Origin of the sequence: Flexilinea flocculi, from assembly GCF_001192795.1 — a bacterium.
GTDB classification, from domain to species: Bacteria; Chloroflexota; Anaerolineae; order Anaerolineales; family Anaerolineaceae; genus Flexilinea; species Flexilinea flocculi.
In genome coordinates, this window is the sequence record NZ_DF968181.1 from 2,115,114 (window position 1) to 2,137,575 (window position 22,462).

Below are 22,462 nucleotides of genomic sequence, written 5' to 3' on the forward strand. Positions count from 1 at the left end.
AATTTGGATGCAACATTTTCATCGAAAAAAAATCGGATCGGATCTATTTTCAAAAAAGGTTTGTGGTTTCTGTAAAAAAGTCGTAATGATCAGCAACACAAACCTTTTTCGCATCATTCATCAACAAAATCTTTTTTCTTACACAGTCAATCGATAAAACCGGAAAAAGAAGGAAAAACTTATGAAGAATCGAATATCCATCCTTGTTTTGTTGCTCATATTTCTTTTCGTTTCAAACGTCGCAGCTCAATCTGATACATATTATATTGGATCAACGATTGAGCGAAATGGAAGGTCTGTAACACTTAATTCAATTGATATTACCCCAAACTTGATTGAATTGAACTTTACAATCCAGAATACGGGAATCGAAGATATTAAGATTGATTCTTTTTTGAGTTTTCGAGCTGAAAATAATGGCGGAGTTGCGCTTTCTAATGATTCGTTCAGTTGTAAGAATCCTACGATTGACGGCAAACTGATCCCCGGTGACACAAAAACAGGATCAGTCTGTTTTAAAACCAGAGAACCTTCCCCATATAAGGTATTCTATCAACCGGGATGGGGAGCCTCTCCTGAAGATTTTGTTTGGAATGCAGTTCCAATGCCTGTCCCGCCAACTCCGATTCCAACCGCAACAGCCATCCCTGCTCCGACTGCAATACCACCAGCAGCTCCAACCGCTGAACCGACTTCAGTTCCACCGGAAATCCCGACAATTGATCCCCAAAAGCAACAATTACTGAATAATCTGGAAATAACTTTTCCCCAGATTTTTATAAATGAAGCCAACATGGCGTTGCCTTTGGAAACTCGTGACTTAGGTGACGGGAAAACATACAAGACGGACTACGCCAATGAAATTTACACAGAAAGAATCAATGCACCCGCTCCGCTTTCAAAAAGTATCACCGCAGGTACCTATATTAACCCGGATCTGGGATCCTATGGAGATTTTGCATTTCGATCAGACATAACCATATCCGAAGTACAGCCGGAAGGAAGCAACGGATATTGCTTTTTTGTCTACACGAATCATAACCTCGTGCAAGGAAATGAATTTAATGAACTGGTTTTCAAACTCGGCTACGGCATTTATACCTACACATACACAGAAGCAGAAGGCGGAAAGAGCAATACCCTGATCGATCTGAGTGCTTACAAAGAATCAGGAAAAAAATACCATCTGGATATAATCCGACAAAATGGTGTGGCGAATGCATTTATTGATGGCAATTTTATCGGCGAAGTCAACGATGGAATCGATGGAAATGTTTCCGGCTTCATTGGAATGACTTTAGGAACCGGAGGTCAGAATGCCGCATGCAGTTTTGACAATATCGAAATCCGAACTGCTGAAAAACAGGCATCCCTCAATGAACCGGAAGTCAAACCGACTGAATCAGAAGTGCCAACAGAGAAACCGGCCGATTTCAACCAAATTGTCTCATCCACTTGTCTCGAGCAAAATATCGACCGTCCCGGATTGGATTATCGCAGTGTCAGTCTGACCAAACCAGATCCCTCAGAATGTTCTGCCGCTTGTGTAGATGATGTCAGTTGTATTGCATTTACCTATGCTTCACCGGGGATATTGGGAGAGGAAGCAAAATGCTATCTGAAAAATGCAATGCCTGCCCCGAAACCGATGGATGGCGTTGTTTCGGGATTAAGGGCTAACTGCCTGAGTCAGGATGCGGTTACGCTGAAACAGCAGATGCTGCAAGATGCTGCAGTGAATTTTGGGAAAACAGCTATCAATAAAGAGAATTGGGGATTAACGGATACACAAACCGACCTGGGAAATGGAAATACCTTTATAACAAAAAATGAAGAAGGTATGCACCATATCATCTTGAGCGCACAAGCTCCTTCTGCCAATCGCTGGGGAAACGCTGAACAGATCAGCAAAGATTTAGGAACCTTTACCGATTTTGCCCTTCATATAGATATAAAAGTCAATGAAGCTCAACCAGTAAAAAATGGCGGTTATTGTTGGATTGCCTATTCCAATAATGGATTAACTGGAACCAAGGATTTTAAAAATTTGTATTTTATTCCAGGACACAAAGCCTTCTCCTATGCTTTCTCAGAATCAAAAGGTCGGGAATCCCGAGATTTAATAGATTTGCAAAATTATCAGACAATCGGACAGAATTACAGCGTCGATATCATTCGAAAAGATGGCATCGCGAATTTCTTCATCGATGGACAATTCATCAGTGAAATCAAAGATGAAATCAATGAAAATGTCTTTATGTTTCTTGGAACCGATCTCATTGAAGGCAGTCAATATGCAGATTGTGCCTTTGATAATTTCGAAATTCGCACATTCGGAGAACCAGAAATTGTACAGGAGGAAATAATTGAACCGACAGAAGAAACGAAAGAAGAGCCTGAAAATTCCGGTTCACTTTTTGACAAGATTATCAAAAAACCGAGGTAAGTGTTTCAATGTTCAATCCCAGCGATTCGAAATGCGGGAAGAATGACAGATTGTTGTGCTGTTTTTGCGCGTCGCATAAAGACAGCACAACAACAAGATTTCTCGATTGATTCGAAAAACTGATAATAATTTCGAATTGCTGGTTCGATCTGAAATCGATTCGAATAAAAGCAGAAAGCAGATATCGTTGAGTTTAAGGAGGGATATATGAAAAGCTGTCGAAGTATTCGCTTGTTGATCCTGATATTGCTGTTATTCCCCTCCGTTACCGCTGAATCGTTCTGGAGGACTTCGCAAATTGGGGATACGATCACCAGGAGTGATCGGAGTACTACACTCCTTACAGCTGTAATCGATGACAGCCGCTTAGAGGTCAATTTTTCAATTCGAAATACGGGTGCTTCCGATATCCAGATATCATCATTTCTCAATTTTCGGGCAGAAAACGCTGCCGGAAAAGATCTGATCAATGATTCTTTCAGCTGTAATCATCCAGCCATCAATGGAACAATTCAGCCTAATTCCGAGCTATCCGGATCTGTCTGTTTTAAAATTCTGGAACCTGCACCTTACAAAGTTTATTACCAGCCTGGTTTGGGACCCTCAACAGATGATATGGTTTGGCAAATCGATAACATAGTCGAAGGAGCAGATGTTGAAACTGCATCCGATGAAAATGAAATTACGCTAATCAATCAGAATATATCATTGGTTGCAGATGAAACTGAAGAAGATAACAGCCAACTGAATGCTTCTGCTATAGATGAACCTGCTTCCGGTTCAATTTTTGATAGATTGATACAGCCAAAACCTACTTCCCTCCCGTCTCAAATTGAAGACAGTCAAATCGAAAAATCCGAGACAGAACCGGCGATTTCAAATGTTTTTATCGAGGGTATTGATAAAGGATTATTGCTGTACCTTGTCCCGACAATATTCCCGAAAGTTGCAATTGACCAAAACAACTGGGGACAAAGCGATTTTCAACAGGATAAAGGCGAAGGGGTTATTTTTGAAGGGAAAGCGGAGAACGAGTACTATCACCTGGGAATAAGAACGCAATCACCACTGAAAGAAATCACTTATTCAATCCATGATATCAGACCAGATTTAAGCCCTTTGCATGATTTCTATCTTCATGTGGATATCACCAAAAATGAAATGCTGCCTGCGGATAATCGAGGCAGATGTTATTTATCCTATTCCAATTTAAATCCCGACCGGACAAATTTGAATAATTATCAATGGGTCGTTATCGAACCAGGATATTATATTTATACAGGCAACAATGCGAACCCATCCTCTTCAAAATATAAGGATTGGTTCAGTGTTCCATCCTATGGGCAAATCGGAACAGAAGATAGTATTGATATCATCCGAGTAAACGGTGTAGCCAATATTTACTTTAATCAGGTCTTCATCGGTGAAGTGGAAGATAACGCTATCGAAGATGTCACAGTAAAAATTGGCGCCATGTTGAGTGAAGGAGGGCAGTCTGTTGATTGTTTATTCAGAAATTTTCAGATTCGCACTCTTGACGATATACCAACGCCACCGGAAGATTTCAGTCCGATAAGCCTGATCTCCGAGCCTGGCAATCAAGCCGTTGAGAATCAGCCAATACAAGTGGAACAAATTGAATCACTGTTTCCAACCATCATACTGGATAGAAATAATTCGGGACTGCAAAATTTGCAGACAAACCTTGGGGACGGGAAGAATTACACTACGCTCTTTAAAAATGGAATTTATCATACCATTTTCAGTGCATCAGTCCCTCTGACAGAAGGTTACAGCTATGGAGAGTATTTCCGGCAAAATACTGCCTCGATCAGTGACTTCGCTTTTCATGCAGACATAACCTTGTCCGAGGTTCTTCCGAATGGAAGCGCTGGTAATTGTGTACTTTCATATTCCAATGGCAGGATGATCGGAGATGATCAATATCAATCCGTGAATTTTTATTTTGGTTATGAGTCATTTCTTTATTCGAACAAAAATGGGGGAACCTATCTGGACGGGATTGATCTGAGCGCTTTCGGCAATATCGGCAAAAATTATCGTGTGGATATAATCCGGCTGAATGGAACAGCGAATCTTTTTATTGATGGTATCTACATAGGAAAATTCGATGATGAAATAGACGGTAATATCAACTGGTGGTTCGGTTCATACACTGGAAGCGGAGGTACCTATACCGATTGTGCATTCAATAATTTTGAGATTCGAACCACACAAAATGTTCAGACCATCCAGAATCCGACGCAAAATGCTGCGCCGCAGATCAATCCGGAAAAGCAGAATCTGCTGGACCAGGTTCAAACGCTTTTCCCGAATATTGCTGTTAATCCAAACAATTGGGGGATTTCAGAAAACGATGAAACTGTCAGCGATGGAGTAACTTACCATTCTCGATTGGAGAATAATACATACCACACCATACTGGATGCACCGGGAGGTACAATCGAAGATGAAAGTTATGGACATTATTTAAGCACGCGATTAGGATCTTTTCGCAATTTTGCACTTCACACAGATGTTACTATCACAACAGTACGCCCTGCCGATGGCTATGGCGACTGTTATATTTCGTATACCGACCAGGAAATTGCCGGAGAAAAACGATATAAATGGTTTGATGTTGAACCGGGATACTCAATCAACACATACACTTATCCGGAAGACGAGTCATATGAATTCTTCGACCTCAGCAATTATGGCGAAATCGGCAAAACGTATAGCATTGACATCATTCGAATCGATGGAATCGCCAACGTTTTTATTGATGGAGTCTTCATTGGCGAAGTGGATGACGGGATTACCAACAATGTCACCATGTTTCTGGGTACTTACATTGGGGAGAATACGCAATATGTCGATTGCGCTTTCAGCAACTATGAAATCCGTGTCAATAAATCTGCCGGATCCAATTAAAATCCTAAAATCATCATTCTGACCAAAATCTTGATATTTTTATCCTGCACTGTTTTTTGTATAAAGAACAATGCAGGATTTTTTTACGCTACGGTTGAACAAATTAACTGAATTTCATATTTCGAATTACGTTTCATTGACAAATAGAATAATTGTTCTATAATTGAAATATGGAAACAAATATTGAACGTTATTCACTTGATAAAACAGCAGTTGCTATGCAGCAGCCGTTATCCTGCGGTTTCTTCGTTCTGTATGGCCCGCAGGCGGCCACGCCGCAATTACTGCAGCTCTGCGCAAAGCTGGCATTGAAAAATGCGGTCAGAATTCTGGACTGCGGCAATCGATCGGATATGCATCTTGTCGCACGTGAATTACGAGAAATCACACGCGATCCTGCAGCCGCCATGCTGAATATTCGTTTGTCGCGTGCCTTTACCTGTTATCAGACTGAAGCGCTATTGTCAGAAAGCCGGTCTCTTGAGAATATGCCCATCCTGATACTGGATCTATTAACCACGTTTTTCGATGAAAGTGTTCAGAAAAAGGAAGCGGAGCGGTTGTTTGGAAATGTGTTGGATCATATCCAAAAAATAAGCCGTAAAAATCCTGTATTCGTCGGCGTTAAACCCATTCCTGAACTCGCTGCAGATCGAGTCGATCTGATGTATCAGTTAAAAGAAGCGGCAGATCAGTTTCAGCAGCTTCAGAACACAGCGCAGAACACTGAAAATGAAAAATATCAACAACTGCCATTATTCGACAGCAATCCGAAATAGAGGGAGGATTCTTAGTTATTGTGAAGTCTTTGCGCAAAGCGCAAAAACATCACAACGACAAGTTTTTCCTTCGTTATCAGAATAGCAAGTCAATATTTCGAATTGCTGATAATTTGATAGAAGCAGGGGAGGCTACGTATGGGAAGGACAATTCGTTCCGCCACACAAACCTGGATTGAAGAGGAAAAAGCGCTCTCGCGTTTTACGCGCGCACTGCGAAAAGACGATCAGCAGTTACTGCAGGAATTAACCAATCTCTCGCGTCTTCATATTGCGGAGGCGTCTTACGCCAGCAATTTGTATCCGATGGATATTTATCTGATCAGCATGCTGCTTGAGACGTACAAAAAGCTGAGACGCACGGAAAACAAAGTGGCTCAGCTCTGCAAATTGCAGGGGATTGAGCCTCCGCCGGAATCTGAAATCCCCGACCTGCCTAGCTTGACTGAACTGATTGAGCATTTGGACGAGGAGCCATAAATTTTTTTGCAAATATTCTCGTAATATGTCAGTAATTCGAAATACGCAAAAAATTCTTGTTGTTCAACGTTAATCCATCTATGAACAAAGAAAACGCCGTGTCCTATGAAAACATTTCTGAAAGGATGGATTTTAGATATTTATGAAGATGAAACAGACGGCGTACGAATCTGGTTCATCACCGAAGAAAATCAGCGAATTTGCCTGAAACAGTACCTGCCTGTCCGCTTTTTTGCGGCGGGTCCTCGGGAACGTCTTCATCAATACTGTCTGGCAATCCAAGGGACGCCGGGACTGCTTCATCTAAGCCGTGAGAATAAACGCGATGTTTTTAAACCCGAACCGGTCTGTGTTCTGGAAATTGAAATGGACAATCCAGTTCGCCAGCGTCTCTGCTTTCAGCGTTTAAAAAAAGATTTTCCTGATCTCATTTATTACAATGCCGACCTTGCTGTCCACATCCACCATGCTGCCCGTTATCATACCTTCCCTCTGGCATTTTGTTCCGTTACATATGACTCGGAAAACCAGGAAATTCTAAACCTGGAAGTGTTAAACAGCCGCTGGGATGTGGCGCCACTGCATCCGGTACTTCGTATATTGGAAATGGAACCGTCCTGTGATCCAAATAAGAAAAATCCGGAATCACTAAGGCTCAGTTACAATCATCATACACAGCAAATCAGAATGAGTGATCCAGCAAATGTGCTGAATCATATCAACCAGTTGATTGAGAAAATCGATCCAGATCTGATTCAGACAAAATGGGGTGACGATTGGCTTTTTCCGGAACTGCTGGAAATGGAAAGCACCGCCGGAATTCCGCTGAAAATGAATCGGGATGAAGAACGAAAGCTATTCTGGAAAAAAGAAATCACCTATTACTCTTATGGCCAGATTGTATTTCGCGGACGAGAGGCACATCTGTTCGGACGCTGTCATATTGATACAAAAAATGCGGTAATGTGGAGTGATTATCACCTGGACGGCGCACTGGAATCCGCCCGTGTCACCACGCTGCCCATAGAACAGGCTGCACGCGTTTCTCCCGGGTCCGGCATTTCCGCCATGCAAATGATCACTGCACTGGAACAAGATGTCCTGGTTCCGGAACAGAAGCAGCAGATTGAAGCTTCGAAATCCGCATTGGATCTAATCCAATTTGATCGTGGCGGTCTGATATACCAACCGCGTACCGGGCTTCACTGCAATGTGGCAGAAATTGATTTTACCTCAATGTATCCGGCTGTTATCATCAATGGGAATATATCACCAGAAGTGCCGCTTCCGGATGGTTTAAAACCTGCCAGCAGTGTTCTCGGAATAGTCCCGCTGACACTCAAACCGCTTTATGAAAAACGGGTTCTTATTAAAGAAAAACTGCTGCATTTTCCAGATAAAAGCGCCCCGCTTGCAAAAAGCTATACGGCAAGAGCTTCTGCACTGAAATGGCTGCTGGTTGTTTGCTTCGGTTTTTTGGGGTATAAAAATGCACGATTCGGGCGGATCGAAGCCCATGAAGCGGTTACGCGCGGAGGAAGGGAAGCGCTGCTGATTGCCAAAGAGACTTCCGAGGAAATGGACTGTGAAGTGCTGCATATGTTTGTCGACGCACTCTGGATTCAAAAATCCGGATGCAAAAAAGTGTCCGACTTTCAACCGGTACTGGATGAAATTTCCCGTCGAACCGGAATGATCATTTCCATGGACGGCATTTACCGATGGATTGCTTTTTTGCCATCCCGTGCCAACGATGATCAGCCAGTTCCCAATCGTTATTTTGGCGTTTTCGAAGATGGCAGTCTGAAAATTCGCGGTATCGAGGCAAGACGCAGGGATGTTCCAGTCTGGATCATTGAAACGCAGCTCGAAATGCTGAATTGTCTGGCCAAAGCTGCGGATGCACGAAAACTGCCGGATTATTTGCCGAAAGCTTTTCGAATCTTTCATAATGCGCTGGAAGATATCAATGCGGACAGAATACCTCCGGAAAAACTGATCGTTACAAACAGAATCAGCCGGAAATTGTGTGAGTATAAAGCGCCGACTGCAGCTGTACGGGCTGCACGGCAGTTATTAGAGGCAACTGGTAAGAATACTGCTCCCGGACAAAAAATACGCTACCTGTATACCGTCGGAACACCGGATGTATTTGCATGGGAAATACCCGAACCGATTCAGCGTGAGCAAATCGATAAATCCAAATATCGGGAACTTTTAGCCCGGGCTGCCGGCACGATTCTGTATCCATTTGGAATTAATGCAAAACAAATTTCCGACTATGCGCATGGCGGATTGCAACTGAACTTTTTCGACTAAATTTTCAATGGGAGAGGATACATAATCCAAAATGATCGTCTGGCTACTGTTTGATAAAAAAATGCTTAGATTGTTGTTGTAATCCATAAATTCTAAATATAGTGAGTATTAAATTAAAATCCATATATTTTTGAGCTTCTCCCAAAAAATATATGGAATTTAATTTTTCTCTTATGATTCGAAAGGTCAGTCCAAATTTCGAATTATTCGGTGAAATCTGAACTGCTCGAAAAATAATCGCTATATTATTGAATCGCTACGCCAGACCAGATAAAGGTTCGACTGTCGCTTCTGGCGCCTGCCGAGCTGTAAATGGGCGTGCCGTCTTCCTGGCTTCCTGTCTGTCGTACCGTCTGTATATACCACTTAATCGCATGAGGAGCAGGATCACTCGGACGGAATGATATGGGAACGATATATTTTGTATCTTTGACATAATCGATCAATTTTCTTCCTGAGCCTTCCGTAATATCCTCAATATTAACTTCATAAGCTTCGTTATCCAATAAGGTGCCAACGCCAGCCCATTGAAGTGAAATGGTTTCACCGCTCGTATTATAGGATGCGCCATCAGCAGGCAGTAACAGATTCGGCGCTTCATAGGGAGGTGGATTGGTCGGTGTCGAAGTTGGTCCTGGAGTAACGCGCTCACACAATGGGATATGAAGGGTTGAACCTGCAACGACAATATCATTGGCAAGACCGTTATATTCCCGAATGATATCTGTCGATACACCAAAATTTAAGGCAATTCCAAATAAGGTATCCGTATTCTTAACGACATAATCATAGGATCCACAGGCTGCAAGCGTCGCTTCAGAACCGGATAATGTGTTTGTCGGGAGCGGCGTAATCGTTGGTGTCGGTTGCGGAAGTTTCAAAACCATCCCAGGATTCAGATAACAATCAGAGGATAAATTATTTTCCAGTACGATACTGGGAACGGAAATGCCAAACAAAGCCGCAATCGAAGCACACAAATCACCTTCCTTGACGGTATATTCAATCGGTGCGAGCGGTGTCGATGTCATTTCCATCGTTGGAGTATAAGTCGTTGTCGGTGTGAACGTAATGGTCGGTGTAAACGTATTGGTTGCCGTTGCGGTTGGTTCCACCACTCTGCCGGTACTTTGCAGCATAAAAAAGACAACTGCAGCACCGGCTCCCAGGATTAATATTGCCAGACCAATGGCTATCGGGAGACTTAAGGTAATTTCAGGTAATCGAGGTTTCTTCTGAAGAGAATTTTCTCTTTTGGCAGCACCCTTTTTCGGAACTCCGAATTCATCAGGTAATCCGGTAAAAGTCCGACCGCAGACCAGACAGCGTGTAGCTGTTTCATTCATGCGGGTTCCGCAGGTTGGGCATATTTTTGTTTTCGGTGTATTTGAATTTTCTGGACTCATGAGACCACGCTATTGATTCATTTAATCTGTTTGTAATTTTTATATTAAAATAAATTTTAACAAAATGAATAATAATTTCTGCAAAATGTATTCCATGGCACAAAGCTTCATTCGCAATGGAATGAAGATGAGATTCATTAGCAGGCAGAATTTCGAAGAGAAGTTTTGATCAGCAACAGCAAGCTGCCGTATGTATAACTTATTGGAATAGATTTTCTCCTTCAAATAGCTGCCTGAATTTAATAATCGTATTATAACATGGTAATCTTATGAGCATGAATGATCCACTCTCGCTGTATATCCATATTCCTTTTTGCGTTTCGCGCTGCAGTTACTGTGATTTTACAACATTTGCAGGAAAGAAAGAATTAATTCCTGAATATATTGAAGCGCTGAAACTCGAAATTGAGATAAATTCTGATTTACTCTGTCTTCAAAACCCTGTGCACAGTATTTATTTTGGTGGCGGAACGCCCTCCATGATCGAAGCGAAAAATCTTGCTTCCATCCTTGAAACAATTCAGGAAAACTTTCAGGTTGATGCAGATGCAGAAATCACACTGGAAATGAACCCTGGAGACGCCAATGCTGATTACCTGCGCGATCTGAAACAAATCGGAATCAACCGGGTCAGTCTCGGTATGCAGTCAAACAATCCTGATGAACTGGAAATCATGGGAAGACGTCATTCTCCGCAACAGACAATCGAGGCAGTCAGGCTTCTACGTGAATCGGGCCTGCAAAATTTCAGCGTCGATCTCATCTACGGATTTCCTACGCAAACGATGCAGAGCTGGCAGGATTCCATTCAATCCGCAATTGAATTGAATCCTGCTCATATCTCACTATATGCGCTTAGCATTGAAGAAGGTACACTCCTCCAAAAAAGGATTTTTGAAGGGAAACTGCAACCGGTTGATGAAGATATCAGCGCAGATATGTATGATTATGCTGAAGATTTTCTGGAAAAGAGCGGTTATATCCATTATGAGATTGCAAACTGGGCAAAAAGTCCAAAACTGCAGAGCCGGCATAATATGCAGTACTGGTTGACCCTGCCCTATTTAGGTTTTGGAACCGGAGCGCATGGCAATATTGATCACGTACGTACCGTAAATATGTCGACGATCGATGATTATCTTGAAAGCATGAAACTCGCCAGGAAAAATCGTATAATCTTTCCGGCATCCAAGGAGATTATTCCGCAGACGGAAATGATGGAAATGCAGGATTTCGTCATGCTCCGATTTCGATTGATCCAGACAGGGGTGGATCCCGCAATTTTTAAACAACGTTTTGGAATTGAATTAGAGGATATTTTCCATTATGAAATAGAAAGGCTTTTGCAGAAAAAACTTATAGAAGTTGCGTCGGATGGACGGTTATTTTTAAAGAAAAAATCGATATTGATTGCGAATCAGGTTTTTATGGAATTTGTTTCAGTGTAGGGCATAAAATCCAGGATCAATAATCTTTAAAACATTATTATTTCTGGTTTATTTTCTTTGATCATGGATGAATCGCCATTCTATGAGACAATCACCGTTGTTCCATAACCGATGGTCTCCAACTTAAACTCGGTTGCAGCCGGTAAAGCCCAACGATATAGCCATTTCGCCTTATCATTTGGCATGTTGACACATCCATGGCTCATTGTCATTCCGTAATTGGTATGCCAATAGGTACCATGTGTCGCCACTCCATTTTTTGGTTCAAAGAAACAAACCCAAGGGACACCCGGCAGTTCATATGCTTCTAAATCATCCGTCATCTGCCCATCTCCCATATGTTTAGAAGGCATTTTGTTTTGGATATTAAAAGTCCCGGTCGGTGTTGAAGTTGGAATCTTTCCTTCAACTTTAGCGCTTGGAATCCCAGTGGACACTTTGGTTTTTAAAACGACTTTATTGTATTCATAAGCCGTCAATTCCTGCATTGCTATCGATACTTCAATTCGTTTTTCAATCCAGGGGACTTCGGGAGAAATCGGCAGTAATTCTGATTCTGAAATGATTCGGATATGCTCAGCTGGTACATAGTAATCCAACCGATCGACATCGAAGATTTCATCTTTGATTCTGTACCATGGCCTGCCATCCGGTCCATCTATCAACCCGACTACCCAATGAACGGATTCATAGTACAAACGAAAAACATCGCGCCACGACCCATCTGAATTATGCAGCCGTGCCTGTGTAAACGGAACTGTCACTTCTGCCAATTTTCCGGGAAGATTAGCGCCAATGACAGAATAATCCACTTCGTTCAACCGTGTTTCAACCAATTGCAGATGTCCGGAGTGAATATAACCGCCCCAAACACGATACCAGATTGGATTGTATCCCGGGCCATATTCTGACTTAACCTGATAATAAACATTCACCAATTCATCCCGATATTTTTGATATTGGATCTGGCTTTCATCCCAGGGTTCTTTATAGACACTGACATTGGCAATCGCAACACGGGCAGTTTTTCCACCTTTTGTTAATAAATCATTTTCACTAAAGAAAGGCTGAAAAGCAAACGCTCCAGCTCCTGCCCCAACCATTTTTAGGAAATCGCGCCGGTCAGGTTTTCGATAAACTGGATTACTCATTTTATAACACCCACTTGACATATTGATTTGAGGTTAATTCCCGATATAGATCATCAACCTGTTCACGATTTTCAGCAAAAAAATGGAAAGACATGGATCGGTATGTTTCATTTCGGCTTAATATCGATGTCACATCCTCTTTTGCAATACGTAGATCTCTCCGCTCAATGATCTCAAAAATTGTATTTTCAAATTCACTGATATTCAGTCCGATTACTTTCATCGGCATATCGCATGGGAATGTCAGCGCTGATTCTGGTTGAATCTCATGAATCTGTTGGTTTTTCTCCATAATCGTACTCTTTCATTTGTAAACAAATAATAAAAACATTCTATTTATTTATAACGTAATTTTTTACAGTTTGAAGCAGATCATGAAACATCTATTCGGAATATGAGAGGGATTATTCTTTGTTGCTCTTTTTATAAAAGGGGTTTATCAAATTTTAATGTGTTGATGAAACTTCGGCAATTCGAAATATCGAATGACTTTCCGAATCAATCGATAAAAGAGGAATGTATAAGTATTGTCTAAAAAAAATAAAGGTTTTTACCTTAAAGAAGGATGTTTTGAAAACATGTCAAATGGAATGGGTGAAACTGTCGTAGATGCAAAGCGATCTCCCGCCATACGCGAGAATAGAGTACTTCATCGGGCTGACGCCCTCCTCGGAATGATCGATTCATCCATGAATGAATCATCCGACTCAAAGCGTCAAAATTATCACAACATCATAGTATATTTTGCATAAATCGAATTGCTGCCAATTCAAATTCATCTGCATTGATTATAATTAGTTCGATGAAGAAGGCAGCAAATATTCTTACCCGAAAGATCCAAATCAGTTTCTTTTTTCTATTAATTCTATGTGATTTTATTCCGGGATTCGCATCTTGTTCCGACATGCCGGTGAAAATTCAAAACGTTCAAATGACATCGCCAGTCATGGCGCATCCTGTCCGTTTTTCCATTTATATTCCCCCCTGTTACGATGACAGAATTACCGATGGTTATCCGGTAATTTATTTAATTCACGGGCAGAATATGGACAATTCTGTTTGGCAAAAAATGGGACTGCAAGATAAAATGCAGGATGGATTTGCGCGTATGATTCTGCCGCATTTTCTTGTGGTCACAATCCAGGAAGATAATTTTCTCGAAGACATTTATCTGTCAAAACTGGATACAGCGATTCTCGAGACAATCATTCCATGGATTGATGAGAATTACAACACCTGCACAGATCGTACCTGCCGAGCAATTGGCGGGATATCCCGCGGAGCGCTATGGGCAGAAAAAATGGCTTTCAGCAATCCGGAAGTTTTTGGATCAGTAGGACTCCACAGTATTCCCGGAACTTTTTTTGACGACCAGTCTTTACAGGTACTGATTAAGAATCAAATTCAGAACAATTTGATGCTAAGAGTTTATATTGATGTCGGGAGTGAAGATAACTACCGTCATAAAGGCCGGATTTTCAGCGATCAACTGAATTATTACGGTTATAGCAATATCCGAATCATAAACACGGGTGGACATGATGAAAATTACTGGAGTTCACAGTTATTAAATTACCTGATTTGGTATTCGGAAAACTGGAAAGTCCGTCATTAAACTGTTGCACCGTTGAACGATCCGCTATCAGCTTAAAATTTCTCTCGCTTCAGCGATATCTTGATGAATCTGATCCACTAAATCTTTCGCTGATGGGAATTTCTTTTCAGTCCGTAAATATTCGACGAACTCGATCCTGGCTGTTTTTCCGTATAAATCGTTAAAAGCATTTTCCATTAGGAAAGACTCAATTACAACTTGCTCTTCATCGTCATGAAACGTTGGACGAGTCCCGACATTTGTTACTGCAGCATAGATGTCATCCTGGATAGTAATTCTTGTTGCATATACACCCTTTGCTACCATTACTTTCTTTTCCGGATACGCCATATTTATCGTAGGAATTCCGAGTTTCCTGCCTCTGGCTTCTCCATGGATTATTTCGTTATTGATAAAAAATGAATAACCCAGCAAATGATTAGCTTCTCGTATGTTTCCGGTTGTCAATAATCCACGAATTCTCGTTGAAGAAACGACATCGCCATCTAAAGTCAATTGAGGAACTTCATACAAGGAAAAATTGAATTCCTGCATCAATCCACGAATGACATCGGTTGTACCGGATCGATTTTTTCCCAGGGAAAAATTCATTCCAACCCAAATTGATTCCATGTTCAACGCGTGTTTCATTTCAGAAATGAACTCATGCGGAGAAAGATCGGCAAGTTTTTGATCAAATTTCAGTGTGATTAAATACTGGATTCCCAGAGGGCTCAGTATTGAAGCACGCTCTTCCGGAAGGATGATGTTCTTCTGTATACCATTTCTCTGAAAAAAAACTGTGGGAAGCGGATCAAATGTCACAACAGCTGTTGGGAGATGAAGACGCTCAGCGTAATCGATAAATGGATCCAACAAAGAACGATGACCGAGATGAATACCGTCAAAAGCTCCGATTGTGACACAGGTTTTTTCTAAATGCAAAGAAGAAAATGAATGATATTCGGATAGCATAGTTTATGAATATAATACTTTTTTTGGCTGCCAGGCCATTCCATCAGAAGATTTCTCCAAAATTGCAATTAATTCGCCCTGTTCAGAAACTGCTTTGGCGAGTGCTGCGTCTTCCGGTTTTGCAGGTATTTTCTTGCCATATCGAATCGCTGCTTCCAGTTCCATATCCAGCAGTACTTCCTGCATTCCCTCCAACGAATCGGCAGCGGGGATGAGATGCTGATACCAGGTTCCTTCTTCAAAACATGTCTGCAGATCAGGTATCGTTATGGCATCTCTGAGAGAAAAATGTCCGCTGACTGTTCGACGTAATCCGTTGAGATATGCCCCACAGCCTAATTTTTTTCCAAGATCGTGGGCAATGGAACGAATATACGTTCCAGAGGAACAGTATATATCAACAGAAATTTCCGGTAGGTTGAACTCAACGAGATCAAACGAAAATACATTCACTTTACGGCTTGGAATTTGGACAGGTTTTCCTTGTCTTGCCAACTCATATGCTTTTTTCCCTTGTAATTTAATTGCTGAATATGCTGGCGGGATTTGATCAAATTCACCGGTAAATTCTTTCATGGCTTCCAAGATTTGATCTTCTGTCAAACGAACTTCAACACCTGTCGATTGAATCACACCATCCCCATCATAGGTATCGGAAACAGCACCGAGTCGAATTGTAGCTTCATAGCGCTTGCGATCAGTCAGCAAGTATTCACTCAATCGCACAGCCGGTCCGATCAAAATGACTAAAACACCGGAGGCACGAGGGTCCAAAGTTCCAGTATGTCCGATTCTTCGTAAACCGGTCCCTTTTCGAATAATCTGTACTACATCATGAGAAGTCTTGCCAACAGGTTTGTCAACGACGATGACACCTGAAATTGCGCTTTTTAATTTTCTGCTATCTTCATCACGCATTTTTTTCCTGCTATCGTTCCACAAATATCGGAGATATGCGAATCAAAAAACACATCTCCCCATTCAATGATAAGTATTTTTATCCTTGATTATGCAATCGCTTTTTTTGTTTCGTTAAGAACTTCCTGAAAAATGCTCTCGAACGATTGATTGATTGTTGCGCCGGCAGCTAAAACGTGACCGCCACCGCCGAATTTTTTCGCGATTGAAGCGACATCTACTCCCGGCCTGCCACGCCAGGAAATTTTCACACTTTGAGGCGATTGTTCAACAAATAATAAGGCAATTTGAATAGCCTCAGTCGTCGAGAGGTAATTGATCAAATTGGCATCATCGTTTCCAGGATATCCGGATTTTTCTTTATCCTCGGATTTTAATACACTCCACAACAGTTTTCCGTCCCGCTGCATTTTTGCCAATCCAAAGCTCCAATATTTTCCGGCTTCAAAGGAATGTGCCATCATCACGCTTTGTGTAATCTCATAAAGATCGGCGCCATGTTGTATCATTTCGGATGCAATCTGGAGTGTTTCTGAATCGGTATTTCGTGTTGTGAAACCTTGTGTATCCGTTAATATTCCAGACAGCAAGGCAGAGGCTGTTTTCTTGTTAAAAGATAATCCGAGCAGCGGAATGAGCTTTGCGATGATAACAGCAGTGGCAGCTTTTTCTGAATCAATCCAATTGATCCGCGCAATTCCGATGTTGGAGGAATGATGATCAATACAAATATCCGGGATGCAGGTTTCATTTTTCGAAAAATAATCTCCTGCCCGTTGAATATCGCTGATATCCAGTAAAATGGAACAATCAAATAATCCAGGAGTTTTTTGAAAAGGTGAAGTGTCAACATAGTCTTCAAACCGCAACCGATCCTGAGAGGGAATATCATCCTGCGAAATGAATTGAACTTCTTTTCCAGCAGCCTGCAGAGCCCATCCAAATCCCAAGACAGAACCTATTGTATCGCCATCCGGACGTATGTGGCAAAATAATGCTATTCTGTCTGAATTCTGAATACACTGATGAATCGCCGATATTGTTTTGTCATGAATCTCGTAATTCATCTGATTTTCTTTCTAAAAAAGGAGAAATGATCATAAAGTTTAATTTCGTAAATACAAACAATGATCGTCAGCTATTAGTTATTTAATAAATGCCTTATAAAATGGCTGGTTCTGGCGCTTCTCACAAAGCATAAGAACAACAATGAATTCTTTTCATTTTTCAAATAACTGTTCATAGTGTAAAAGTGAGAAATTCATATCTTGAATTCCTCACTTTCGTGTTTCATTGTTCTTCGGTATCTTCAGCGGGTTTTGGAACTTCTCCCTCTTGTTCCCCGCGTTCCTTTTGAATTTGTTTCAACAAGAACTCGACACGATCTGCATTTTCCGGAGTTGGATCCCAAAAAAATCTCAACTTTGGAAAAGTCCTTAGCTCAATCGTTTGCGAAAGTGACCGTCGCAGAAAACTGTTTGCACTTTCCAGACCGGCAAGAATTTCACTGCTCCGTTCTTTCCCTTCAACCGCAGAGACATAAATATTAGCATAATATAATTCCCGATCAACTTTTACATCGGTTACCATAACTCCGCTTAGACGAGGATCATCCACCTGAAAAATCAGTAGCTCTGAAAGGTCTTCGCGAATTCTGTCAGCAATCTTCTGCAGACGTATTGGTGATGGCATCTTTTACTCCTTTCAGGAACCAGATCGCTCTAAAGTGAAGGCTTCCAAGATATCTCCAACTTCAAAAGCGTCAAAACCTTTAATAGATACGCCGCATTCCAAGCCATTTTTGACTTCTTTAACATCATCTTTTTCATGTTTCAAAGAAGAAATTTCACCAGTATAAATAATCTCACCTTTTCGAACCACACGAATTTTTGAATTCTTGCGTAACTCGCCTTCACGAACACGGCTTCCTGCAATGGAACCAAGTTTGGAGATTTTAAATACCGCCAGAACTTCAGCTTTTCCAGTTGTCACTTCTTTATATTCCGGTTCCAGCATACCCTTCAGCGCTTTTTCAATATCTTCAGTCAAGCGGTAAATGATGTCATATATTCGGATTGAGACGCCTTCATTTTCAGCTTTTTTCCTGGCAACAGGATCAGCCTGAACATTAAAGCCGATCACAACGCCATGAGATGCAGCCGCAAGCATCACATCGTTCTCGCTGATGTTTCCTGCCTCTGCATGAAGTATGTTTACCTTAATTTCGCCTTCTTTACTTAATTCATTCAAAGAATTAATAATCGGTTCAAGAGATCCATTAACATCGGTTTTGATGATCAGACATAGTTCTTTCGTTTCACCAGCTTTAAATTTGGCAAATAATTCTTCCAGTGTTGCTTTCGGAAGATTTCGATTTAAAGCAGCATCCGCTTTCGCTGCACTGACGACAGCTCGGGCCTCTTTTTCCGAAAAATAGACCTGGAAAATATCGCCTGCAGTCGGGACATCGGTCAATCCCATGATCTGTACTGGCGTCGAAGGTCCGGCTTTTTGAATCTTCTTGCCGCGAAAATCAAACATCGCACGGATTTTTCCATAAGAATTCCCAGCCAAAACGACATCTCCCATTTTTAACGTACCATTTTGGACAAGCAATGTCGCCATAACGCCTTTTTTTGTATCAACAGAAGCTTCAACAACCGTTCCGAAAACTTTTCCTTTCGGATTTGCCATAATTTTCATTTCTTCAGCGGTCATTAAAATTGCTTCCATCAAATCTTCGATGCCGATTTTTTGTTTTGCGGAAACTGGTACAACCATCGTGTTCCCACCCCAGGTATCCGCCATCAATCCCTGTTCTGATAATTGTTTTTTTACAAGGTCCTGATTTGCATCCGACCTGTCAATTTTATTTAACGCCACAATAATAGGGACGCGAGCCGCTTTTGCATGTGAAATCGCCTCTTTCGTTTGAGGCATCACGCCATCATTGGCTGCAACAACCAGAATGACAATATCCGCACCCTGAGCTCCGCGAGCACGCATCGCGCTGAATGCAGCATGTCCCGGCGTATCCAAAAATGTAATCGCTTTCCCATGGCTTTCTATTTGATAGGCGCCGATATGTTGTGTAATTCCTCCAGCCTCACCGGCGGTTACATTGGTATGCCGAATGGCATCCAATAATGACGTTTTTCCATGGTCGACATGACCTAAAATCGTTACAACTGGAGGCCGCGGAATCAAATTCTTCTGGTCTTCACGTTCAATGATTTGGCGCCATAAAGGAACTTCTCCCAAATCTTTTTCAATTTCTACTTCATTCTCTGATTCCGGTACCGCTTCAAAGCCAATTTCATTTGCAACAATGGCAGCAGTGTCATAATCAATCATTTGATTAATATTTGCCATAACGCCATTCGCCATTAAAACTTTGATGACCTGGATGCTGTTGCTTTGTAACAGTTTCGCTAAATCACGAACTGTAATTGCGTAAGGGATTTCAATTTTCTTTACATTCTCACCCATAACCTGCTCACTTTCCGAAAACGGGGGGGTTCCTGTTTATGACGAAGAATCGATCAAATCAGGAAATTCTTCCATCCACTTTCTCATATTTTCGATATCCAACGCGCTTAGCTCTGTCTTCAGACTCTTAGCTAATAATCCTCTGGAGAGCGCCTTTTCCCAACATTCCCGTTTATTATGCAGATAAGCGCCTCTGCCGGGAATCTTTCCGGTTGTATCGATCATCAATCCATCTGCGGTCTTCACCAACCGAATTAATAATCGTTTCCCCAATATTTCCCGACAACCAATGCATGTACGTTGAGGAACATGCTTTGAACGCTTAAAAGTATTTTTTGCCACTTTACCAGCCCCAATCCTCATCATCGGTACGTTTATGTTTCTTATGAACTAAAGTAACATCGCTTTCCGGATCATACTCGACCTGGACATTTTTCTTCTTTTTCTTCTTTTTATCTTTCTTCGTATTGCCATCAATACGATCTTCATCCTCATCGTCTATATAATCGACATGAGAAATTGCATCAGTTCGTATTGTATTAAATAGCTCATCAAAAGAAATATCTTCTGTTTCCTCTTGCTCAACGGGCTTTTCCGGTATACTTTCTGTCATTTCTGATTCAGTTTGAACTTGCGGTATTATCACCGTTTCTGCAATAAGTTTTTCGGGTTCTGTTTCCGCTTGATTTTCAACTTCCGCTGGTACTTCCAATGCAGTACTCTCAGAAGCTATTCCTGAATCCGAATTCATCTCAGTCGGAACTGTTTGCATATTCGGTTCGACGCTGGTGCTGATGCCAATAAATTTGACCAGTGATGCGATTTCGTTCATAGATTTTGTTGAAATACCCTGAAGTTTAAAGATCTCATCCGGATCTTTTTTCATCCGTTCATATAAATCACCAAATGTGAATAATCCAGCATTTTGCAGAATTGCAGCCACATGCTTTGGCAGACCACTTTCGTTGATATGTTTCTTTGAAATATCTTCTTTTAACAGTTGACTGTTCATGAGAGTTCGAATGACCTCAGAAACATTGCTCTCATTAAAACCGGCTACTTTTCGTTTTTCGATTCGATCAACAAACCGATTCAATGTTTCAATCTCATCAACGGAAAGATTGCGCCCTTCATTCCTCTTGGAAAGAATCACACGAATTGAATCAATACTTTTCTCTTCGCCATCGAACAATTCTTTATGTGTGATGATCGTTGTTCTTTCACCAGTTTCATCGTTATGCTCAATCAGATCTCGTTTTGATTCGAAGATACCGATAATATCGGAAGCAGCTTCGGTAACGCTCTTAATGTCAATCCGCCAGCTCGTCAACTTTGCAGCAAGACGCGCATTTTGTCCATCACGGCCAATTGCCAGCGAAAGTTGATCTTCTGGTACAACAACGGTTGCCGTCTTCCCATTTCCCAGGTACACGCCAACTACTTTCGCAGGGCTGATCGCTTTGGAAATAAATATAGCCGGATCCGGATTCCATTCGATAACATCGATCTTTTCGTCATGTAATTCTTTGACAATTGGCTGGATGCGTTTCCCCTGAATGCCGACACACGCACCCACCGGATCAATCCCTTGCTGGGTCGCAGATACTGCAATTTTTGCGCGTGCACCTGGTTCACGCGCAATCGAACGAACTTCAACGATTCCGTGGAATATTTCAGGAACATCGATCTCAAGAAGCCGGAACAAAAATTTGCGATCCGTTCTTGAGAGCAATATCTGAGGATTTCTTGCAGTGTCCTTTACTTCGACGATCAAAGCGCGGACATGTTCATGGAGTCGAAAACGTTCTCCTTTAATAACGTCCTTACGCAAAAGGGTTCCTTCCGCTTTTTTGTCCAGGCCAATAGTATATCCATCATTACTGATCGACTGCACTACTCCACTGACAATTTCACCAACCTTCTTTTCATAGAACTCAATTTGATCCATTCGTTCCGCATCACGGAGACGCTGCTGAATCACCTGACGAGCAGTCTGTGCTGCTACACGGCCAAAATCTTTCGGTGTACTTTCAACAATCGCCATATCACCGATTTCTGCATCCGGCATCACTTTTCTTGCGTCAGCTAATAATACTTCGGTACGTTCATCGACGACTTCATCGACGACTTCTTTTTCTGCATAAATCAGAAAATTTCCGGTTTCCGGATCGAGTTTTGCCTCAATGTGCTGCGCAGCTGAAGCCACAACAGCTTTTCGATAAGCTGAAACCATCGCTGATTCCAAAGCCTTGATAACGGTATCACGAGGCAATTGTTTCTCGTCCAACATTTCATTAAAAGCCAGGACAAATTCGTTCTTCATCCTTGATCACATCTCCCACATTTTTCCTTATAAACAGAAAAGTGGGGAAATCCCCACTTTTCGTTGTTGCTACAACTTCTGTGTGTATATATTCTAACATAATTTAAAATCAGATGCAAGCTGTTTTCAATCAGCCTATGATTCGAAATATTTGTATGAATCGGTTAGTGTCGTGTCGTTTTTATTCAAAAAAAATAATT

General features: G+C 41.6%; 18 protein-coding genes. 8 read left to right on the forward strand and 10 right to left on the reverse strand.

Going from position 1 to position 22,462, the window contains the following annotated elements:
* The first annotated feature begins 181 nt into the window (after window positions 1-181).
* From ATC1_RS13755 to ATC1_RS13775, 5 genes are all read left to right on the forward strand, one after another.
* Complete coding sequence (locus ATC1_RS13755) at window positions 182-2,446, forward strand: PAN/Apple domain-containing protein (protein ID WP_062283508.1); 2,265 nt, start codon at window positions 182-184, stop codon at window positions 2,444-2,446.
* 207 nt (window positions 2,447-2,653) lie between these two features.
* Window positions 2,654-5,380 carry a DUF4352 domain-containing protein gene (locus tag ATC1_RS13760; protein WP_062283510.1) on the forward strand — a complete coding sequence of 909 codons (2,727 nt, stop codon included), beginning with the start codon at window positions 2,654-2,656 and terminating at the stop codon, window positions 5,378-5,380.
* 170 nt (window positions 5,381-5,550) lie between these two features.
* A complete protein-coding gene (locus tag ATC1_RS13765; protein WP_062283513.1) occupies window positions 5,551-6,159 on the forward strand; it encodes a hypothetical protein in 609 nt (202 codons plus the stop codon).
* 138 nt (window positions 6,160-6,297) lie between these two features.
* Window positions 6,298-6,639, forward strand: a complete 342-nt coding sequence (locus ATC1_RS13770; protein ID WP_062283516.1) for a hypothetical protein — start codon at window positions 6,298-6,300, stop codon at window positions 6,637-6,639.
* A 105-nt stretch (window positions 6,640-6,744) separates the two neighbouring features.
* On the forward strand, window positions 6,745-8,958 hold the full coding sequence (locus ATC1_RS13775) for a DNA polymerase domain-containing protein (protein WP_062283518.1): 2,214 nt from the start codon (window positions 6,745-6,747) through the stop codon (window positions 8,956-8,958).
* Window positions 8,959-9,203: 245 nt separating this feature from the next.
* Here the strand turns inward: ATC1_RS13775 and ATC1_RS13780 are convergent, their stop codons facing one another.
* Window positions 9,204-10,304, reverse strand: coding sequence for a LysM peptidoglycan-binding domain-containing protein (locus ATC1_RS13780; RefSeq protein WP_172667793.1), 1,101 nt, complete (start codon window positions 10,302-10,304; stop codon window positions 9,204-9,206).
* A 335-nt stretch (window positions 10,305-10,639) separates the two neighbouring features.
* Here ATC1_RS13780 and hemW point away from each other — a divergent pair, with 335 nt between their 5' ends.
* The gene (gene hemW / locus ATC1_RS13785) at window positions 10,640-11,812 is read left to right on the forward strand and encodes a radical SAM family heme chaperone HemW (protein WP_172667794.1); all 1,173 of its coding nucleotides are present in this window, start codon (window positions 10,640-10,642) and stop codon (window positions 11,810-11,812) included.
* An 80-nt stretch (window positions 11,813-11,892) separates the two neighbouring features.
* On the opposite strand, the gene ATC1_RS13790 is transcribed toward hemW, so the two are convergent.
* Together ATC1_RS13790 and ATC1_RS13795 are read right to left on the reverse strand one after the other, a co-directional pair.
* The gene (locus ATC1_RS13790) at window positions 11,893-12,963 is read right to left on the reverse strand and encodes a L,D-transpeptidase family protein (RefSeq protein WP_062283527.1); all 1,071 of its coding nucleotides are present in this window, start codon (window positions 12,961-12,963) and stop codon (window positions 11,893-11,895) included.
* A 1-nt stretch (window position 12,964) separates the two neighbouring features.
* Window positions 12,965-13,255: a YbeD family protein gene (locus tag ATC1_RS13795; protein WP_062283530.1), complete on the reverse strand. Its 291-nt coding sequence runs from the start codon at window positions 13,253-13,255 to the stop codon at window positions 12,965-12,967.
* A 286-nt stretch (window positions 13,256-13,541) separates the two neighbouring features.
* On the opposite strand from ATC1_RS13795, the gene ATC1_RS15060 reads away from it, so the two are divergent.
* Both ATC1_RS15060 and ATC1_RS13805 read left to right on the forward strand, forming a co-directional pair.
* Window positions 13,542-13,715, forward strand: coding sequence for a hypothetical protein (locus tag ATC1_RS15060; RefSeq protein WP_154664746.1), 174 nt, complete (start codon window positions 13,542-13,544; stop codon window positions 13,713-13,715).
* A gap of 50 nt (window positions 13,716-13,765) precedes the next feature.
* Window positions 13,766-14,578 carry an alpha/beta hydrolase gene (locus ATC1_RS13805; RefSeq protein WP_082174814.1) on the forward strand — a complete coding sequence of 271 codons (813 nt, stop codon included), beginning with the start codon at window positions 13,766-13,768 and terminating at the stop codon, window positions 14,576-14,578.
* Between the two features lie 27 nt (window positions 14,579-14,605).
* On the opposite strand, the gene ATC1_RS13810 is transcribed toward ATC1_RS13805, so the two are convergent.
* The 7 genes from ATC1_RS13810 to nusA all read right to left on the reverse strand — a co-directional run bounded on the left by ATC1_RS13810 (window position 14,606) and on the right by nusA (window position 22,262).
* The gene (locus ATC1_RS13810; RefSeq protein WP_062283543.1) at window positions 14,606-15,532 is read right to left on the reverse strand and encodes a bifunctional riboflavin kinase/FAD synthetase; all 927 of its coding nucleotides are present in this window, start codon (window positions 15,530-15,532) and stop codon (window positions 14,606-14,608) included.
* Between the two features lie 3 nt (window positions 15,533-15,535).
* Complete coding sequence (gene truB, locus ATC1_RS13815) at window positions 15,536-16,450, reverse strand: tRNA pseudouridine(55) synthase TruB (protein WP_062283546.1); 915 nt, start codon at window positions 16,448-16,450, stop codon at window positions 15,536-15,538.
* Between the two features lie 89 nt (window positions 16,451-16,539).
* Entirely contained in the window at window positions 16,540-17,517 is a 978-nt protein-coding gene (locus tag ATC1_RS13820) for a DHH family phosphoesterase (RefSeq protein WP_062283549.1), read from the reverse strand.
* A gap of 223 nt (window positions 17,518-17,740) precedes the next feature.
* Entirely contained in the window at window positions 17,741-18,142 is a 402-nt protein-coding gene (rbfA, locus tag ATC1_RS13825) for a 30S ribosome-binding factor RbfA (protein ID WP_062283552.1), read from the reverse strand.
* A gap of 12 nt (window positions 18,143-18,154) precedes the next feature.
* Window positions 18,155-19,939 carry a translation initiation factor IF-2 gene (infB, locus tag ATC1_RS13830; RefSeq protein WP_062283556.1) on the reverse strand — a complete coding sequence of 595 codons (1,785 nt, stop codon included), beginning with the start codon at window positions 19,937-19,939 and terminating at the stop codon, window positions 18,155-18,157.
* 36 nt (window positions 19,940-19,975) lie between these two features.
* Window positions 19,976-20,281, reverse strand: a complete 306-nt coding sequence (locus tag ATC1_RS13835) for a YlxR family protein (RefSeq protein WP_152024326.1) — start codon at window positions 20,279-20,281, stop codon at window positions 19,976-19,978.
* Between the two features lies 1 nt (window position 20,282).
* A complete protein-coding gene (nusA, locus tag ATC1_RS13840; RefSeq protein WP_062283559.1) occupies window positions 20,283-22,262 on the reverse strand; it encodes a transcription termination factor NusA in 1,980 nt (659 codons plus the stop codon).
* Window positions 22,263-22,462 lie beyond the last annotated feature (200 nt).

Bases quoted from the DNA above. Each gene is read 5' to 3' on its own strand.
- ATC1_RS13760 (WP_062283510.1), top strand. From the start codon at position 2,654: ATGAAAAGCTGTCGAAGTATTCGCTTGTTGATCCTGATATTGCTGTTA.
- rbfA (WP_062283552.1), bottom strand. From the start codon at position 18,142: ATGCCATCACCAATACGTCTGCAGAAGATTGCTGACAGAATTCGCGAA.
- ATC1_RS13820 (WP_062283549.1), bottom strand. From the start codon at position 17,517: ATGAATTACGAGATTCATGACAAAACAATATCGGCGATTCATCAGTGT.
- ATC1_RS13810 (WP_062283543.1), bottom strand. From the start codon at position 15,532: ATGCTATCCGAATATCATTCATTTTCTTCTTTGCATTTAGAAAAAACC.
- infB (WP_062283556.1), bottom strand. From the start codon at position 19,939: ATGGGTGAGAATGTAAAGAAAATTGAAATCCCTTACGCAATTACAGTT.
- ATC1_RS13795 (WP_062283530.1), bottom strand. From the start codon at position 13,255: ATGGAGAAAAACCAACAGATTCATGAGATTCAACCAGAATCAGCGCTG.
- truB (WP_062283546.1), bottom strand. From the start codon at position 16,450: ATGCGTGATGAAGATAGCAGAAAATTAAAAAGCGCAATTTCAGGTGTC.
- ATC1_RS13790 (WP_062283527.1), bottom strand. From the start codon at position 12,963: ATGAGTAATCCAGTTTATCGAAAACCTGACCGGCGCGATTTCCTAAAA.
- ATC1_RS13780 (WP_172667793.1), bottom strand. From the start codon at position 10,304: ATGAATGAAACAGCTACACGCTGTCTGGTCTGCGGTCGGACTTTTACC.
- hemW (WP_172667794.1), top strand. From the start codon at position 10,640: ATGAATGATCCACTCTCGCTGTATATCCATATTCCTTTTTGCGTTTCG.
- ATC1_RS13755 (WP_062283508.1), top strand. From the start codon at position 182: ATGAAGAATCGAATATCCATCCTTGTTTTGTTGCTCATATTTCTTTTC.
- ATC1_RS13775 (WP_062283518.1), top strand. From the start codon at position 6,745: ATGAAAACATTTCTGAAAGGATGGATTTTAGATATTTATGAAGATGAA.
- nusA (WP_062283559.1), bottom strand. From the start codon at position 22,262: ATGAAGAACGAATTTGTCCTGGCTTTTAATGAAATGTTGGACGAGAAA.
- ATC1_RS13770 (WP_062283516.1), top strand. From the start codon at position 6,298: ATGGGAAGGACAATTCGTTCCGCCACACAAACCTGGATTGAAGAGGAA.
- ATC1_RS13765 (WP_062283513.1), top strand. From the start codon at position 5,551: ATGGAAACAAATATTGAACGTTATTCACTTGATAAAACAGCAGTTGCT.
- ATC1_RS13805 (WP_082174814.1), top strand. From the start codon at position 13,766: ATGAAGAAGGCAGCAAATATTCTTACCCGAAAGATCCAAATCAGTTTC.
- ATC1_RS15060 (WP_154664746.1), top strand. From the start codon at position 13,542: ATGTCAAATGGAATGGGTGAAACTGTCGTAGATGCAAAGCGATCTCCC.